Raw genomic sequence first — 16,447 nt, forward strand, 5'->3', positions numbered from 1 at the left:
GATGACTGAACAAGAAAATCTCATTGACGGTCTCTACACCGTTGGCGAACCGATCGCTGATCAGAAAGCACCCCTAGAGGTGCCGATTGAAAAATGCTGGAAGCAGCGCCAGTTTGATGCGGCGCTGGTTAACCCGGCTAACCGTCGTAAAATTAAAGTGATCGTGGTAGGCACCGGCTTGGCAGGGGGCGCAGCTGCTGCTTCGCTAGGCGAAATGGGCTACCACGTCGATGCTTTCTTCTACCAAGATTCTGCTCGCCGTGCACACTCGATTGCGGCTCAGGGCGGGATCAACGCGGCGAAGAATTATCGCAACGACAACGACTCTGACTACCGGCTGTTCTATGACACGGTCAAAGGCGGGGACTACCGGGCTCGGGAAACTAACGTCTACCGGCTAGCGGAAGTATCTGCCAATATTATTGACCAATGTGTAGCTCAGGGCGTGCCTTTTGCCCGCGAATATGGCGGCCTGCTAGATAACCGTTCCTTCGGTGGGGTGCAGGTTTCCCGTACTTTCTATGCGCGAGGCCAGACGGGGCAGCAGCTCCTGATCGGTGCGTACCAGGCGTTAGAGCGTCAGGTTAACGCGGGCACCGTAGTTTCTCACTCCCGTCATGAAATGGTAGAACTCATCGTTTCGGACGGTCGGGCGCGCGGGATTGTGGCCCGCAATATGGAGACTGGTGAACTGGAAACTTTCACCGCTTCGATTGTTATTTTAGCTACCGGTGGTTATGGGAACGTTTTCTTCCTGTCCACTAACGCTATGGGGTGTAACGGTACTGCTGCTTGGCGTGCTCACCGTAAGGGTGCTTATTTTGCTAACCCTTGCTACACCCAGATTCACCCCACCTGTATTCCGCAGCATGGTGACCAGCAATCTAAACTCACTTTGATGAGTGAATCCTTGCGTAATGATGGACGTATTTGGGTTCCCAAGAAGAAAGAGGATTGCAAGAAAGACCCGCGGGAAATCCCGGAGGAAGATCGCGACTACTACCTAGAGCGTATCTACCCCTCTTTCGGTAACCTGGTTCCGCGCGATATTGCATCGCGTCAGGCCAAGAACATGTGTGATGAGGGTCGCGGGGTAGGTCCGGAAATCAACGGAGTTGCTCGCGGAGTTTACTTGGATTTCGCGGACGCGATTGAACGTATGGGTAAGGAAGCTGTTTCTGCTAAGTACGGCAACCTGTTCGATATGTATAAGCGGATTACCGATGATGATCCTTATGAGGTTCCGATGCGGATTTACCCGGCGGTGCACTACACCATGGGTGGGGTTTGGGTTGACTATGACCTAGAGACCACTATCCCGGGTCTGTATGTGGGCGGGGAAGCTAACTTCTCTGATCACGGTGCTAACCGCTTGGGCGCCTCGGCTTTGATGCAGGGACTATCTGATGGCTATTTCGTGTTGCCGAATACGGTAAATGATTACCTGGCACATACCTTGGATTGGCATGATTTGCCGCAGGATCATCCGGATGTTTTGGCCGCGAAACAGCAGGCACAAGAACGCATCGATCGGATGATGGCGATTGAGGGTACGCGTTCGGTGGACTCTATCCATAAAGAACTCGGCCACATTATGTGGGAGTACTGCGGTATGTCCCGTACCCGTGAGGGGCTGAAGAAAGCTATCGGCTTGATTCGGGAACTGCGGAAAGAGTTCTGGACCAATGTGCGGATTCCGGGCAAGAAGACTGGCGAAATGAACCAGTCGCTCGAGCGCGCCGGCCGTTTGGCTGACTTCCTAGAGTTGGGCGAGTTGATGTGTATCGATGCGCTGCATCGTGAAGAATCCTGTGGCGGTCACTTCCGGGAAGAACACCAAACTCCGGAGGGTGAGGCTATGCGTGACGATGAGAACTTCATGTATGTAGCCGCTTGGGAATGGAAAGGTGAGAATCAGCCCCCTGTCCTGCACAAGGAGGATCTGATTTACAACAATATCGAGGTCAAGACAAGGAGCTACAAGTGAACATCACTTTGCGAATCTGGCGTCAGGCTGGCCCAGACGCCGAGGGAGCTATCCACGAATATAAGCTCCACGGAGTTAGCGAGGATTCCTCTTTCCTGGAAATGCTGGATATCCTCAACGAGGATCTATTTGCTCGCGGGGAAGAGCCGGTCGCCTTTGACTCGGACTGCCGCGAGGGAATCTGCGGTATGTGCGGTCTGGTGATTAACGGGGTTCCGCATGGAAACCATTCCCCGGATCCCAAAGACAACACCACTACCTGCCAGCTACATATGCGCTCTTTCAAGGATGGGGACACGATTACTATTGAGCCTTGGCGCTCAAAGGCGTTCCCGATCATTAAGGATCTGGTGGTTAACCGGAACGCTTTGGATCGTATTATTCAGGCGGGCGGATACATTTCGGTTAATACTGGTGCGGCTCCGGATGCTCATTCGACTCCGGTTCCGAAGAAAGATGCGGATCGGGCTTTCGAGGCCGCGGCCTGCATCGGTTGCGGAGCATGTGTGGCTGCCTGCCCGAACGGTTCGGCGATGCTATTTACTTCTGCGAAAGTGACTCACCTGGGTCTTCTGCCGCAGGGTAAACCAGAGAATCTACGCCGGGTTACCCAGATGCTTAACCGGATGGGCGCTGAGGGATTCGGTGGATGCACCAACTTCGGTGAATGTGCGGCGGTTTGCCCCAAGCAGGTGCCGCTGGACTTTATCGCGGTGCTCAACCGGCAACTCGGCAAAGCTGTTCTTGCTGGAGTGTAAATCTGCAGCTAACAGCGAAATAGCCGTTCTTTTGCATGGCCAAGGCGGGCTCGGAGAATAATCTCCGAGCCCGCCTTCCATGTTCTTAAGTTGAACAGTTATTCCAGCTGAAGGCGGTACCGTTAGGTCGCAAATCCGGGGTATGGGTAAAATGAATACATGAGTGAACCGCTGATCCTGGGAATTGAGTCTACCTGCGATGAAACCGGCGTGGCGTTGGTGCGCGGGGGAGAACTACTGGCAGATCGCACTGCCACCTCTATGGATGAGCATGCCCGCTACGGGGGAATCATTCCCGAAATCGCTTCCCGCGCCCACCTAGAATCCTTCCTCCCCACTTTGCAGGCGGCCTGCAAAGAAGCCGGGGTTACTTTGAGCGAGGTAGACGCCATCGCCTGCGCGGCAGGGCCGGGGTTGGTGGGCTCGCTGACGGTAGGGATTTCTGCGGCTAAGGCCCTGGCACTGGCCTTAGATAAACCGCTGTACGGCGTAAACCATGTAATCGGACACCTCGCGGTAGATGCCCTGGTAGAGGGGGAGTTTCATCCGCCTTTTATTGGGTTGATTTGCTCAGGGGGGCACTCCAACCTGGTGCTGGTGCGGGATCTGGCAAGTGATATTACCGAACTGGGGGGCACTTTGGATGACGCCGCCGGGGAAGCCTTCGATAAAGTAGGGCGCCTGCTGGGCACCCCCTACCCAGGCGGCCCCCACGTAGATCGGCTGGCGCAGGCCGGGGACAAGAAAGCTATCCGTTTCCCGCGGGGATTGGCGGCCGGTAAAGACAAAGAACGTCACCGTTACGATTTTTCATTTTCCGGATTAAAAACTGCGGTTGCCCGCTATATTGAGGGGCTAGAGGCGGCCGGAGAAAGCGTTAACCGGGAAAATATTTGTGCCGGTTTTTCGGAGGCCGTGAACGATTCGCTGACTAAGAAAGCGGTGCAGGCTGCCCAGGACTTTGACTGCCACGAAATCGTAGTGGGCGGTGGTTTTTCTGCGAATTCGCGTCTGCGGGAACTTTTGGCACAGCGCGCTGACTCGGCGGGGATCACCGTGCGCATCCCGCCCATTCGTTTTTGTACTGACAACGGCGCCCAAATCGCCGCCCTCGGTGAGGTGCTGGTGAAAGCGGGGATGCCGCCCTCGCCCAAAGATTTTGGCCCGGATTCCCAGATGCCGCTCACCGAGATTTATATGGCTCCCAGCCTGGAGAATACCGGGAAGCCGCAGGATAATAGCAGTAATGCCCAAGAAAAAGAGGTAGATGCGGAAAGCATCTACCAGAAGGTGAAAGAAAATATGGCGAAATCATTTGATCAGATGCGTCCCGGATTGGAAAAGGCCGCTGACCGGATTAAACCTTTAGTAGAACAAGGGCGGGAGTACGCGGAAGAAACTGTGGAGAAAGCCCGCCCCTACGTGGAGCAGGCAGTCGAGAAGTCTCGCCCCTACGTAGAGCAAGCGGTGGAGAAGTCTCGCCCCTACGTAGAGCAGGCCGCAGAAAAAAGCCGGGAATATGCGGAAGAAACTGTGGAGAAAGCTCGCCCCTATATGGAGCAAGCTGCCGAACGCGGGCGCGAATACGCCGAGCAGGCGGTTGAAAAGGGGCGCGAATACGCGAAGCAAGCTCAGCAGCGTTTACAGGAGCGTTCGCAGGCGCGTAAAACCGATCCCAATGAGCCTTCGGTGACGGTAGAACCTCCCGATGACGTGGAGCCCCGCCCCTAGTCTCACCTTCCACTAGCGGGGTTACTAGCCCGCGGCATAGAGCCCTATTTTATGGGGCGCAACACTAGACAGCGGTGCGCCCCACCTACCCGGGTCAGCGCTACGGTCACGGTGCGCGGTGACCAGTCCCGGTTTTTCTTGGGCATCACCTTTTTTCGCCAAGCTGCAATGTCGAGGGCGGCTCCCCGCTTGAGTACGTCCAGCCGGGTGGCCTGCAAAGAGCGTAAATAAGAGGTTACTACCTTGGGTTTCAAGGGCAGATCTTCCACTATCTGGTAGCAGGAGAGCGCCGGTGAATCCTGTTCGTCGGGAAGGGTGTTTCCGGTCAGATAGGCAATCCCGGTTGATACTGGCGCCATTTCGAGGCGTTCACACAGGTCAGGAATAATCCCGGCGCGAATAATCGCGGGATCGGGATCGAAAAGATAGCTGCCCAAGTTCTCGGCCTGCGGAACTTGTAGATGACTTTCACCCGGGTTGCGGGCGGTAGCACAGCGATAATGTTTCACCTGCCTACCGCAGATAACCAGCGCGGATCGTCCCGCACCCTCAGGAGCTAAGCCCGGCGAATAGAGGGCGCACTCCACCAGGTTTCCGTCGACGCTCACCCACTGGGCGTGATAGCCCTCCGGCAGATTCGCCAGGTCAATCCCGGGCGCCATTTTCACCGCTAGATGAGGTGCGCGCCTTCCCCATTCCAGGACTTTTCCCAGGGGAGGTGACCAGGCGGCAGGAAAGAGGACTCGTCCGGTGGCTCCGCGGCGGGCCGGATCTACAAACAGGGCAGGCAGAGTTTTTTGGGCGGCAATATTTTCGGCACTTTCGCAAATAACCTGTGCTTTCGGAATATCGGAAAGGTTGATTGCAGCGCAGGTGGCAGCGGCTGGGCTCAGGTCTACTGCGAGAAAATCTTCGCAGGTGCGTGCCAGTTCCATAGAGTCGGCACCGATCCCGCAGCCAAGATCCATCAAGTGAGTGACGCCGGCGGTCGCAAAACGTTTAGCCCGCTCAGCGGCAACTATTTTCCGGGTGGCCTGTTCGATTCCATCGCGGGTAAAGAGTTTAGTCGCCGCCTCGGCTCCCATTTTTTCCCGCGCTTTTTCCCGTAGTTTCCACTGGGTTTGCAAAGACGCAACCAAGTTTGCGGGGTGGTGTTTGCGCAGATTGCTGACGATATCTGCCGCCTGGGAAGGTGGGGGCGCTGGATATTCTTGCAGTAGTTGCCAGCCTTCCTCGGTGGTAAGCGTGGCAATCATGGGATCTTCAGGAGGTGGAAAAGAGGAGGTCAACTGTTGCATCTGCGTGAAGCTCAGTTGTATTTTGCTGCTTGGCATAGATCTATCCCCCTGTATTTTTAGTTTAACTGAGCATTGCCAAGCGGGAGAGGTGGCGCTAGGGGGGGGAGTAGCAACACCAGTAGGAAAAGCGGGAATGGTAACGGGGAAGAGGCAGCGCTAGTAGGCAAAGCCAGATGGAGCAGCAACGATTGAGGGGAGAGAGCGTTAGGGAGAAGAGGAAGCGGTAAAGCTAGAGCGACACCTTGGTTACCCAAATCAGGATTCGCGGAGGGCGTAAGCAATAACTGGCACTCAGCTTGCTTGAGTGCCAGAATAGCCCTAAGCTAAATAGTGCATTTGGAGTCGCAAGGCTCCAGACCGTGCTGGAAATCTGACAACCCGCGACGTCATAGTTCCGGTACTAAAACCGAAAATTTTTGGAAAAAGAAAGGGAGGTCTGCAGTGTCAGTCTCCATTAAGCCGTTAGAAGATCGCGTCGTGATTCAGCAGGCAGAAGCGGAACAGAAGACCGCCTCTGGTCTGGTTATTCCCGACGCTGCCAAGGAAAAGCCGCAGGAAGGCAAAGTAATCGCAGTGGGACCAGGTCGCATCGATGACCAGGGTAACCGGGTTCCGATGGACGTTGCCGAGGGCGACAGCGTGATTTACTCCAAGTATGGCGGTACCGAGGTCAAATACGGCGGGGAAGAATACTTGATTCTTTCCGCGCGTGACATTTTGGCAAAAGTTGAGCGCTAGACAATAGCGCTGGCTGCGCGGTTTCGCGCACGTTAGCCGTAAAGCAATCGGCGGGGTCGGAGAAATCCGACCCCGCCTTTTGTATAGGTTCATTTCGTTATCAATGTTTCCAACTCTTGACGCGCAGCCCCTAGCTTGGCCAGATCCCGAACCGGGGTGCCGCGCTGAATGTTACACTAAAGTTCCACCCATCCTCGTTGACCTAAGTTTAAAAGCTGTGGATAGAGGTAATGAGGATGGGTAGATAAGCCGAGATGAGGTTGATTGGGGATCGTCGTGAAAATTTTCTACGTTACTGCATGGTTTCCAAGTACCGAAAAGCCTGAGGTAGCTCCCTTTGTGAAACGCGATGTCACCGCTTTAAGCAGGGATAACGACCTCCTGCTTGCCCATATTGATCGGTCTTACTCTGGTAAGCCCTGCCGGTTTTTTGCTGCTGACCGGGTTAAAGCCATCCGATTACCTGCCCGCACCATTGTCGATATCTTGAAACTGCCTTTGAGGTTAAGAAAACTAGCTAGAAGCAGCCAAATGTTACATTCGACGGGAGTATTTGCCCTGCCCGTTGTCTCACTTTCTTTTATTCCCCTTCCTTGGGTACATACCGAGCATTGGTCTAAGTACATGGAGAATGGGCTACTGCCCCTATTAGTTTCGCTTTTCGAGCATTTTCCAGACAAGGTAGTCACCGTTTCAACTTTCCTAGCGAAAAAACTTTCCCGCTACGGGGTGGGACAGGTGGTTACGGTGCCTAATATAGTTCCTCTGCCGAAATCACTAACCCCACTCGCAGATCTAAAATCGTTGCATTTAGTTTCAGTTGGGGCATTGAACTCGAGAAAAAGCCCCGATATCGCGGTGCGCACTTTGCGAATACTCCTGGATCGAGGAATCGATGCTTCGCTGACTTGGGTTGGTGATGGACCCTTACGTGCAGAAATAATCAGGTTGATTGATGAGCTTAACTTGAATTCGCGGGTTAATCTTGCTGGCAGTGTCAAGCCCGATGAGGTTCCCAGATATCTGTCTAATGCGAACATGTTCCTATTGCCAACCCAGGCAGAAACTTTTTGTTTGGGGGCGGCAGAGGCGCTGGCAGCAGGACGCCCGGTGGTCTTAGGCGGAAACGGCGGTCAAAGAGATTTTGTTAAACCACCCTACGGTCTATTGGTAGATGATTCGCAGAACCCGGAAGCCTACGCCGATGCGATTATGGAGCAAGTAGGTAATAGCCAGGGAAAGCGGGCGGATTTTTTCCAAGGCGCGATAAGAAAATTCTCCGACAAAGATTTCGCGAGGCGCATGAATGCGCTTTATCGTGAATTAGCTTCGAAACAAACTGCATCATGACAGTGTGAGACTGCCTATCTGCAGTGGGGGTGGAACGGGGATTACGATGCTATGGTTCCAGGATCCCTGCGGTTTGCTGGGCGAAGAAATCTTCTAAGGTCTGGGAATAATACTTGGTTAGGTGGTCTTGATCCATATAGACGTAAAGATTTCCTACCAGGGGACTGCAAGCATCGTTGGGACATATCTGCGGCGATAAATCCACGAAATGGAAACCAGAGTTTTCTACAGGCAGACCGTTAAGGGTCTTCGAATATACCTGCCCATAGGGCACGCCACAGGACTGGGGATTAGCGGCAGAAACGGCGCACTCATACATATTGTCAGAAAAATTCGGGGTGTCGCGCATCCCGATTACCTTTATCCCCTTCGCCAAGAACTCGGAAACTACCTCTGGGTGACCAGTTAATACTTGATCGGGGCTACCGGGTTGCGTAAGCGTGGAGACCATTATCACCGCATCTGGGTTTGCCTTATTTAACGCCCAATCCAATCCGGCTTGTACCCATTTTTTGCAGGTATCGTCATGGCCGTTAAAGTCACGGGAGATCTTGCAGCCACCCATCAGCAGCGCAGCTAAATTCCAGTTGCGTTTCTCTGCCGTTTTTTGGATGGCAGGCAGATACTGCTCGGCATGGGAATCACCAAATACCAACACGTTGGGGCCACCAGTTGCTTGCTGGTGCAGCTGACGGCAAGAGTTGTTGTGACCAGCTGTCTTTCCAAAATCTGGCGCCCCGGCAAAGGCGCCGATACATTGGTACGGCAGGCTTGCCCACTGTTTATCTAGCTCTCCAGCAGCGGGCAGGGGATCTTCCTTGAAACTGCTAGGAGGATTTTTCTCTAGGAGGACGCGGGCTCCGGGGTGACTAGACACAGTAACGTGTTTTGCGGGAGAAATCCGTTTATTTATTTGCCAAGAGGCAGTAGTAATTCCGGCAGCTCCTACTGCTAATGCCAAGATAATGACGGCCGCTTTGCGCCCCCAATCTTTGTTGAATAGTTTAAGCGAACGTACCGGGTTATCAACCAGCTCGGTAAGTAGAACAGCTAGTCCCAAGGAAACTAGGAAGAGGAATCCGCCCTCAAAAAGAGAAAGGTTGGCCTGATGGCGCGCCCCCATATACACCGCGAAGATTGGCCAGTGCACCAGGTAAAGCGCATAGGAGTTGTCACCGATATAGACCAGAGGACGCCAGAATAGTAGCCGCGCGGAAGTGGAGTTAGAGTCACTGCGAACAAATAACATCACCAGACACGCTGCCACAATGGGCAGGACACAGATGGGGCCAGGATAGGTACCCACGGAGAGCAGGCCGAAAACTACCACGATTGCAATAGAAATCCACCCTAGGGCATCATGCCATTTAGATCCCGCTTTAACTTTTTTGACAGCGAGTGCCGCCAGGACTCCGATCGCAAACTCCCAAAATCGGATGCGAGTATCAAAATAGTATTGCGAGGCGGTGCCATCGAAAAACTTTACTAGTAACCAGCCAAAGGAGACGAGGGCAGCGAGAGAAAAAACAGCGAAAATCCCTTTACGGACAGAGATGTTTATTCTCCGACAGATCAGAGCAGTTACCGCAAAAACTAGCGGGAAGATCAAAAAGATTTGTCCTTGGACTGCTATGCACCACATATGCATGAGCGGAGAAGACAGGGAATGATCGGCCGCAAAATAGTCGACTAGCTCTGACTGTAAATACCAATTTTGGTAGTAAAACAAGGACGGCCAGGACTGGTTGATAATCTCAGTCCATCTAGTCTTAGGCAGATATTTGATGGTTAGCACAATCGCCAGCAGGATGGTGATCACCAGGGGAGGAAGCAGCCGCCGGAATGTTTGAATCCACCGTTTGATTACTGAATAGCTCTTACCGGCATCGGATCCGCGAATAAAAGAATCAGCCAAAAGGAAAGCGGAGATCATGATGAAAACATCCACCCCAATGGGGGAGCCGACCTGCCAGGCGTGAAACACAATAATCTGCAAGGCACAGAGGGCGCGCAATCCCTGAATCTCAGGGCGGAAACGACGGGTCTGGTCATTTACAGCATTTGCAGGAGAACTCATATCGATGATCTTTCGCTTAGTGAACCTGCTAAGGATGTTATGGCAGTTCGATAAATGTTTGCAATCTTCCCGCCCAACCCATTAGAGCAATGATTGATTTAGGAGAAAGGCTGCGACTTTTCATCTAGGACGGCAATCGCTTCTGCGGGCAGGGTCAGGCTGGCGGAAGCCGCCAGATCCTTTAGTTGCTGAGGGTTACGCGCGGAGGCAATCGGGGCAGCTACGCCCTTGGCGCGCAGCCAGGCGAGAGAGACTGCAGTGGGGGTAGAACCAAGTTCTGCGGCTACCTTTACCAGGGCATCCACCAGTACAAAAGATTCTGGGCGGTTATATGCTGACAAGAAGTCGCTGCGTTCTTTACCGGCAAGGTCTGCTGCTTTGCGGTATTTTCCGGTCAGGAACCCGGATGCTAGCGAGAAGTAGCTGAACTCGGCAACTCCGAATTCTTCACAAATCGGCTGGTAGCTCTGTTCGAAATCTTTTCGGTAAAGCAGATTGTATTGATTCTGGATCGCTACCGGTGTTGCCAGACTAGCCTCCGTAGCGACCTGGAACCATTCGCGCATCCGCTCGGGAGAAAAGTTAGACATGGTCACGTAGCGAACTTTTCCTCCTTTTACCAGACCATCAAACGCTGCAGCCATATCCGCAATTGGGGTCTTATCGTCGTCGAAATGCGCATAGTAGAGATCGATGTAATCGGTTTGTAGCCGTTTCAAGGAGGCTTCACAAGCAGCCTTAATATTTGCTGGGGCTAGACCGGGAAAATCAGGGTGCTGGCTGACCTTGGTAGCGATTACAACCTGGTCGCGTGCTTTGCGCTCACGCAACCATTCGCCAATTACGGTCTCGGATTCTCCGCCTTTTAACCCTTTGCCCCAGGCAGAATAAACATCGGCAGTATCAATGAAGTTTCCGCCCGCCTCGCAGTAAGCATCCATGACTGCAAACGAATCTGCTTTGTTGCTGGTCCAACCGAAAGTATTAGCGCCTAAAGCCAGTTCAAAAACTGAAAGCTCCGTGCCTTTTACCTGGTACATTAGCCTCCCATAAGCAATTTTGCTGTTTATAGGTATGGTACTAGATTAGTAGATCTTCGTTCTATTCTTGTTGATCTAAACGATTCAGATTTTCAATATTCAGACAGTCCGGTTGGTGTTTCACGAGCCTGAATTCGCAATCTTGCCGACCGCCTGATACCACCCATTCACCTGTTTTTCGGCGCACAGTTCGGGTGCGGCACGGTTTGATGCTGCTTTAAACTGAGTTACGTTTTCTACAGTCAAGGTTTCAATTGCTTGGACTACATCGTTGACTTCAAAAGAATTAGCGACTACACCGTTTTGGCACTGTGCTACCAGATCTGTCATTTCTGGAGAGGGCCCGACTAGAATTCCCAGCCGTGCCTGAATGAAATCAAAAACTTTGTTCGGTAGAGCCCACTTATAACTAAAATTGACGGGAGGTAATATAAATATTCCTACGTCGTAGCAGTTTAGTGTGGAAACGAGCTGAGAATAGGGGACTGGATCGTGGAAAGTAATTCGCTGTGAGGTGTATCTCTTACGAAGTTCTGATATATAAGCTGGATTATTTGCTGTCAAGTACAGATCCAAAGTTATATTCTTTGATGTAGCTTCCACAGCATCAAGCATTATCTCCATTCTCCTGCGCGGTAGACCAGCGCCGGAATGAACAAGTTTTATTGGTGGAATGACTTCTTTAACATCGAGATTTGCATATGGAGTTGCATTAGGTACGAAACTTGGCTCTAGATTAAATTGGTCGCGATATGCCTGTTCTAACCCATGCGAGACTGTTGTAACTGATTGTGCCCGAGCTACGTAATGACTGATCAACCAGTTAATCCACGGCTTAATAACCTTCACCCAGGTGATATTTTCATCGTGCAATGCTGGAAAATACTCGTGTAAATCCGCATGAACCCCCAACCTGGGCTTGAGTCGGAGGGCAAGCGGCGCGGCATCAAGATCATTAGAAAGGATGACGTCAAACCTACCGCGTTGTTGAGCTAGCACTCTCCATGCCTTCTTAATGGTAGGAATTCGCCAGTACGCAAGGCGGTATTGCTTCAATACGATGTAACGTCGATTTACTGAGCCCAGAGTATTGCCCACAGGGAGCTGGATGTGGTTAGTGACGCCCTCGGGTGGTTCTCCGAGCGATGCTGTTGTAACGGCGTAATCTCGCTTAAATAGCCGTACTTGTTTTAACACCCGCGCATCAGAATTGATGTCAGAGAACGATAGAATGAGCAGTTTTGGTTTATCATCGCTTTTCATATGTATTATCAAACCTCCTTAACCCAGACTATCCAAAATGGAGACTTTAGCGATTCGACACGATGCCTTGAGCATTCAGAAATAAATGTATCAATGTATCGTGGAAAAAGAGTATTCATTCTAAGAAGAGGATCTTCCTATATGACATCCTTGTACCCACTGCGGAAAGCATATGGAGATGCTATAAGATTTGGGCGCGCACTAAAAATACGGCTTATATCGGCAGTAAAAGCTCCTGCAGAGATAAGGGCAATCAAGAATGAGCCCAGTTTTAGTTCTGATTCCACGTATCGAATTATCGTTGGGCCAAAAAACTCTGCCGGTGCATCGTTCCAATGGGCGCGTGCGCTGGAACAGTTTTCACTCCCGAGCGGCAAAAAGGTAGAAACGAAGGTGGTGCAGGTAGATCGCGGTGGGGGGGGGAACCCAAATTTTAATTTTACGGCCGACATTAATATTGGCGCACATGCATATGCGGGTAATCTCCGGTCCTGGAGGAACAGGGTTTTATCTCGTGCCACTCATGTCGTACTGGAATCTGGGGGGCGTATTACAGGTAATTTTCTAGCTGGAGAGCCCGAGGACGAGATTCGTGATCTACGAGAAGCAGGGATTGATGTTGCTTTGCTCTTCCATGGTTCAGATATTCGTCAAGCATCCCTGCACCAGCGAACAGTTGTAGATTCGCCACTCAAAGAATCCGGAGCATACTGGGATGCCGTACGAAGGAATGCAGAGTCAAATTTGCGGCTGGCTCAGTCATTCGATGGTCCGATATTCGTTTCCACTCCAGGGTTATTAGCTCATGTACCCGGTGCTACCTGGTTACCTCTCGTAATTGATGCTAATCGATTTTCACCTCATTGCCCCCTAATGGAAAGAAAAAGACCAATCGTTATTCACGCACCCTCAAATCCGAAGATGAAGGGGACAAAACAGATTGAACCAATACTTGAAAAACTTGATCTGGAAGGACTTATAGAATACCAACGATTGTCCAACATTCCGCACGCTGAGATGCCAGATTTTATTTCCAAAGCCGACGTTGTGGTGGACCAGGTTGTTCTTGGCGACTATGGAGTGCTCCAATGTGAGGCAATGGCAGCAGGCCGATTGGTTCTCGCAAGCGTGAACATTGCCCAAAAATTCGTGCCAGATTTACCAGTAGTTCACACCACTGCCGCTACCCTGGAAAAACTGCTTCGTGCGGCTGTATCTACGCGGCGTGCTGATTTTATCCAATTAGCCTCCAAGGGGCCTGGCTATGTGGCGACTCATCATAGTTCATCATCAGCATCAAAAATACTCGCTGAACAACTTAATTTGACTTAAAACGACCTTTTTAGTTCTTGAGAAATCACGGGATTATTTAGTTCCATCTAATTGGAAGCACCCCTCTTATTTTGTTGTTTTTCAGATTGGGTTCTGTCCGGGCAGTTTAATGAATGCGTCTGTGAGTACGCGCCATTCCCGATTGCACCACCACTGTCGCGGTGATTATTGGTTTTAGATGAGCGCAGTCGGAATCTATGGAAATTGCTGGTGGGTATGTAGGGGGGCGTATTTATATGGAAGTGAAGCGCCGTCCACACTACATCGTAGCCACCGAAGAAAATTTTTGCAGATAATTTAAACTGCGTAAGAGAGCGTAGTTGAAGGTACTTGGAGTCTTTTGGAAACCGTGAAACCTGATTTTTAGCAAGTCTAGCTTCCAAATGGTTTGGAAGTAGGTAGCCTATGACGTAGGACAGAAAATTCGCCAATTGTCATGCAACTAGCTGGACTCTAATGCCGGGGGAAAGTTTCTAGAAATGTTACGAGTGTTTTCAGTACATCTCGAAACTGCAGGACAGATTAGGAGAGGACGCTAGATGAACCCGCTGGTATCAGTATTGATCCCTATCTACAACGTAGAGAAGTATTTGCCGGAATGTTTGGGAAGTTTGGCGGAGCAGGACTTCAAGCAAGCTGAGTTTATCTGCATTAATGATGGATCAACAGACAGTTCTCGGGCCATTATCGAAGAATTTATGAACCAGGATTCACGATTCAGAGTAATTGATAAAGAAAACTCTGGATATGGCGCGTCTATGAACCGGGGTCTGGAAGCAGCTCAAGGTGACTATATAGCGATTTTGGAATCGGATGATTTCATGGAGGCAGACACGCTTAGCAAACTGCACCACGCTATTAGCAGCACCGGAGCAGACGTGGTAAAAGCTAACTTCTGGATGTACTGGTCTATCCCCACGAAGCGAAACGATTTTTTTGAGGCAATACCAGGTGGGAAGAGCGAAAAAATAGCTGATCCCGCACGGGATCCATTTATTTTTTATACCAAGGCTTCGATTTGGTCTGCAATTTATCGGAAGTCTTTCCTAGATACAGAGAAAATCTCGTTTTTAGAAACCCCCGGTGCTTCTTTCCAGGACACCAGCTTTACTTTTAAAGTCTGGGCTTCCACCCATAAGGTCTACTATTTGCATGATGCATTTGTGCATTACCGGCAAGATAATGAAAACTCTTCAGTAAACTCTCCCGGAAAAGTAGACGCTCTTTTTAATGAATATCGAGAGATTAGCCGTTGGCTGGAAACGGATCCTGGAAAACAGAAGACTTTTTCGCCTATAAAAGTAAAGATGCTTTATGACGCGTTGATCTGGAACTACGAAAGAGTCGCCGAGGAATACAAGGTAGAGGTGCTGCGGAAAGGACGTGCCATGTTCCTGGATGATTTTGCCCGGGGGAACGTGGACATTCGGCTCTTCGAGCCGTGGAAACTACTGGATATGAGGACAATCATGCTTTCTCCGGAACGATATCATCATGATAGAAGCCGAGGAGAATCATTAAGCCAGCGCGTTGGTAGAGTAATCCAAGACCGTGGTTTTGGCGGGTTTGCCCGCGCCGGTGCCGCAAAGGTGGTAAATAAAGGGAAAGGTCTGGTCAAATCGTGCCAACGATATCTGTAATCGTACCTGTCTACAATGTTGAGAAATATTTAGCTCATTGCCTGGAATCGATTCGAAAACAAGACTTTTCCGATCTAGAAATCATCTGCATTAACGACGGTGCTACTGATACTTCCCCCAGATTGCTAACCATGGCCTCTGAACTTGATCCTCGCATTGTGGTGATTAACCAGGATAACCAGGGGGTTTCTGCCGCACGTAACCGGGGTCTGCAGGCTGCTACCGGAAAAATAATAATGTTTGTTGACGGTGACGACTTCTTAGCTCCGGGAGCCTGCAGGACAGTAGCAGAAGCTTTCTCAAAAGATAAACCAGATATTTTTACTTTCGGAGGCAAGGCTATTTCCTATGGGAAGCCGTCACCCTGGTTACTAAATGCTCTTTCTCCCAAGAAAGAGGTTATTCGAGGTCTAGGCGGGAATCTCTTTAAAAAAGCGAAAGAAAGACCCTATATCTGGTTATCGGCTTTCTCTCGTGATTTCCTGGAAACTAACGCTGTGCGTTTTGAAGAGGGTCTCGCAGTTGGTGAAGATCAACTGTTTTACTTAGAGGCCTATGTTAGGGCAAATCTAATAGTAACTTCTCCGAAACCCCTTTATTTCTATCGAGCCAATCGCCTCGGATCCGCAATGTCTAGTCAACATAAAGATGATGACAAGCGGGTAAAGCAGCACTTGAACTTGGCTGACCGGGTATTTTCACGTTGGAAAGCGGCAGGACTATTTGAACAGTATAGGGCGGGGCTGCTGTATTGGTTTCTTGATTTTATTTCTTATGATGCTTTCCATACAGATAGCTCCGAAGAGGCACTTCACAGCGTACGAAAATTGATATTCAAGTATTTTGGGAATCCTAATGATGTTGATCTGGATGTTGCCACCACTTTAGCATTGCGTAATTTGGAGCATCCTGAAAATCCTCTCAGGTACCCCCGTAACCTTGTGGTGATGGTACTGGAAGGTATGCAAGATCCCGTACTTAGTTCCCAGATGGCTCTGGAAAAACTCGGAAAACTAACCCCGGTGAAAATACTTTCAGCCATTTATAGACGAATTTTTCCGGCCAGCAGTTTAATGCAATATTGGTGGATTGCAGGAGCCCGCATTATTACAGCTACCGCCGTGGAAGATGCGCAGTCCTATAATCGTCTAATCGCCGAGTGGATGTTGTATAGACGCTAACCAAATCGGATACCTCTGGTGCAGTTTGGTTAGGGGGTGTGTTTTGCAGTTG

The 16,447-nt window shown here is 50.7% G+C and carries 11 protein-coding genes and 1 pseudogene; 8 read left to right on the forward strand and 4 right to left on the reverse strand.

The window, feature by feature from the left end:
- The first annotated feature begins 1 nt into the window (after window position 1).
- The 3 genes and pseudogenes from AC1EKS_RS07130 to tsaD form a co-directional block, all read left to right on the forward strand.
- Complete coding sequence (locus tag AC1EKS_RS07130; protein WP_481008571.1) at window positions 2–1,987, forward strand: fumarate reductase/succinate dehydrogenase flavoprotein subunit; 1,986 nt, start codon at window positions 2–4, stop codon at window positions 1,985–1,987.
- A complete protein-coding gene (locus AC1EKS_RS07135; RefSeq protein WP_481008570.1) occupies window positions 1,984–2,745 on the forward strand; it encodes a succinate dehydrogenase/fumarate reductase iron-sulfur subunit in 762 nt (253 codons plus the stop codon). The genes AC1EKS_RS07130 and AC1EKS_RS07135 overlap by 4 nt, the downstream gene beginning before the upstream one ends.
- A 159-nt stretch (window positions 2,746–2,904) precedes the next feature.
- A pseudogene (gene tsaD / locus AC1EKS_RS07140) lies at window positions 2,905–3,951 on the forward strand (tRNA (adenosine(37)-N6)-threonylcarbamoyltransferase complex transferase subunit TsaD); the annotation flags it as partial.
- A gap of 569 nt (window positions 3,952–4,520) precedes the next feature.
- Here the strand turns inward: tsaD and AC1EKS_RS07145 are convergent.
- Window positions 4,521–5,810 carry a class I SAM-dependent methyltransferase gene (locus AC1EKS_RS07145; protein WP_481008569.1) on the reverse strand — a complete coding sequence of 430 codons (1,290 nt, stop codon included), beginning with the start codon at window positions 5,808–5,810 and terminating at the stop codon, window positions 4,521–4,523.
- 405 nt (window positions 5,811–6,215) lie between these two features.
- Between AC1EKS_RS07145 and groES the strand changes: the two genes are divergently transcribed.
- Together groES and AC1EKS_RS07155 are read left to right on the forward strand one after the other, a co-directional pair.
- Window positions 6,216–6,512 carry a co-chaperone GroES gene (gene groES, locus AC1EKS_RS07150; RefSeq protein WP_122820632.1) on the forward strand — a complete coding sequence of 99 codons (297 nt, stop codon included), beginning with the start codon at window positions 6,216–6,218 and terminating at the stop codon, window positions 6,510–6,512.
- A gap of 276 nt (window positions 6,513–6,788) precedes the next feature.
- Window positions 6,789–7,862, forward strand: a complete 1,074-nt coding sequence (locus AC1EKS_RS07155; protein WP_481008568.1) for a glycosyltransferase — start codon at window positions 6,789–6,791, stop codon at window positions 7,860–7,862.
- Between the two features lie 49 nt (window positions 7,863–7,911).
- On the opposite strand, the gene AC1EKS_RS07160 is transcribed toward AC1EKS_RS07155, so the two are convergent.
- From AC1EKS_RS07160 to AC1EKS_RS07170, 3 genes are all read right to left on the reverse strand, one after another.
- Window positions 7,912–9,939, reverse strand: a complete 2,028-nt coding sequence (locus AC1EKS_RS07160; protein WP_481008567.1) for an acyltransferase family protein — start codon at window positions 9,937–9,939, stop codon at window positions 7,912–7,914.
- A 98-nt stretch (window positions 9,940–10,037) separates the two neighbouring features.
- Window positions 10,038–10,979 carry an aldo/keto reductase gene (locus AC1EKS_RS07165; RefSeq protein ID WP_481008566.1) on the reverse strand — a complete coding sequence of 314 codons (942 nt, stop codon included), beginning with the start codon at window positions 10,977–10,979 and terminating at the stop codon, window positions 10,038–10,040.
- 120 nt (window positions 10,980–11,099) lie between these two features.
- Complete coding sequence (locus AC1EKS_RS07170; RefSeq protein WP_481008565.1) at window positions 11,100–12,242, reverse strand: glycosyltransferase; 1,143 nt, start codon at window positions 12,240–12,242, stop codon at window positions 11,100–11,102.
- A 93-nt stretch (window positions 12,243–12,335) separates the two neighbouring features.
- On the opposite strand from AC1EKS_RS07170, the gene AC1EKS_RS07175 reads away from it, so the two are divergent.
- The 3 genes from AC1EKS_RS07175 to AC1EKS_RS07185 all read left to right on the forward strand — a co-directional run bounded on the left by AC1EKS_RS07175 (window position 12,336) and on the right by AC1EKS_RS07185 (window position 16,395).
- Window positions 12,336–13,574, forward strand: coding sequence for a hypothetical protein (locus AC1EKS_RS07175; protein WP_481008564.1), 1,239 nt, complete (start codon window positions 12,336–12,338; stop codon window positions 13,572–13,574).
- 539 nt (window positions 13,575–14,113) lie between these two features.
- Entirely contained in the window at window positions 14,114–15,214 is a 1,101-nt protein-coding gene (locus tag AC1EKS_RS07180) for a glycosyltransferase family 2 protein (protein ID WP_481008563.1), read from the forward strand.
- Window positions 15,196–16,395, forward strand: coding sequence for a glycosyltransferase family 2 protein (locus AC1EKS_RS07185; RefSeq protein ID WP_481008562.1), 1,200 nt, complete (start codon window positions 15,196–15,198; stop codon window positions 16,393–16,395). The genes AC1EKS_RS07180 and AC1EKS_RS07185 overlap by 19 nt, the downstream gene beginning before the upstream one ends.
- The last annotated feature ends 52 nt before the right edge of the window (window positions 16,396–16,447 follow it).

Source organism: Varibaculum sp. C0165D1 (assembly GCF_056590355.1).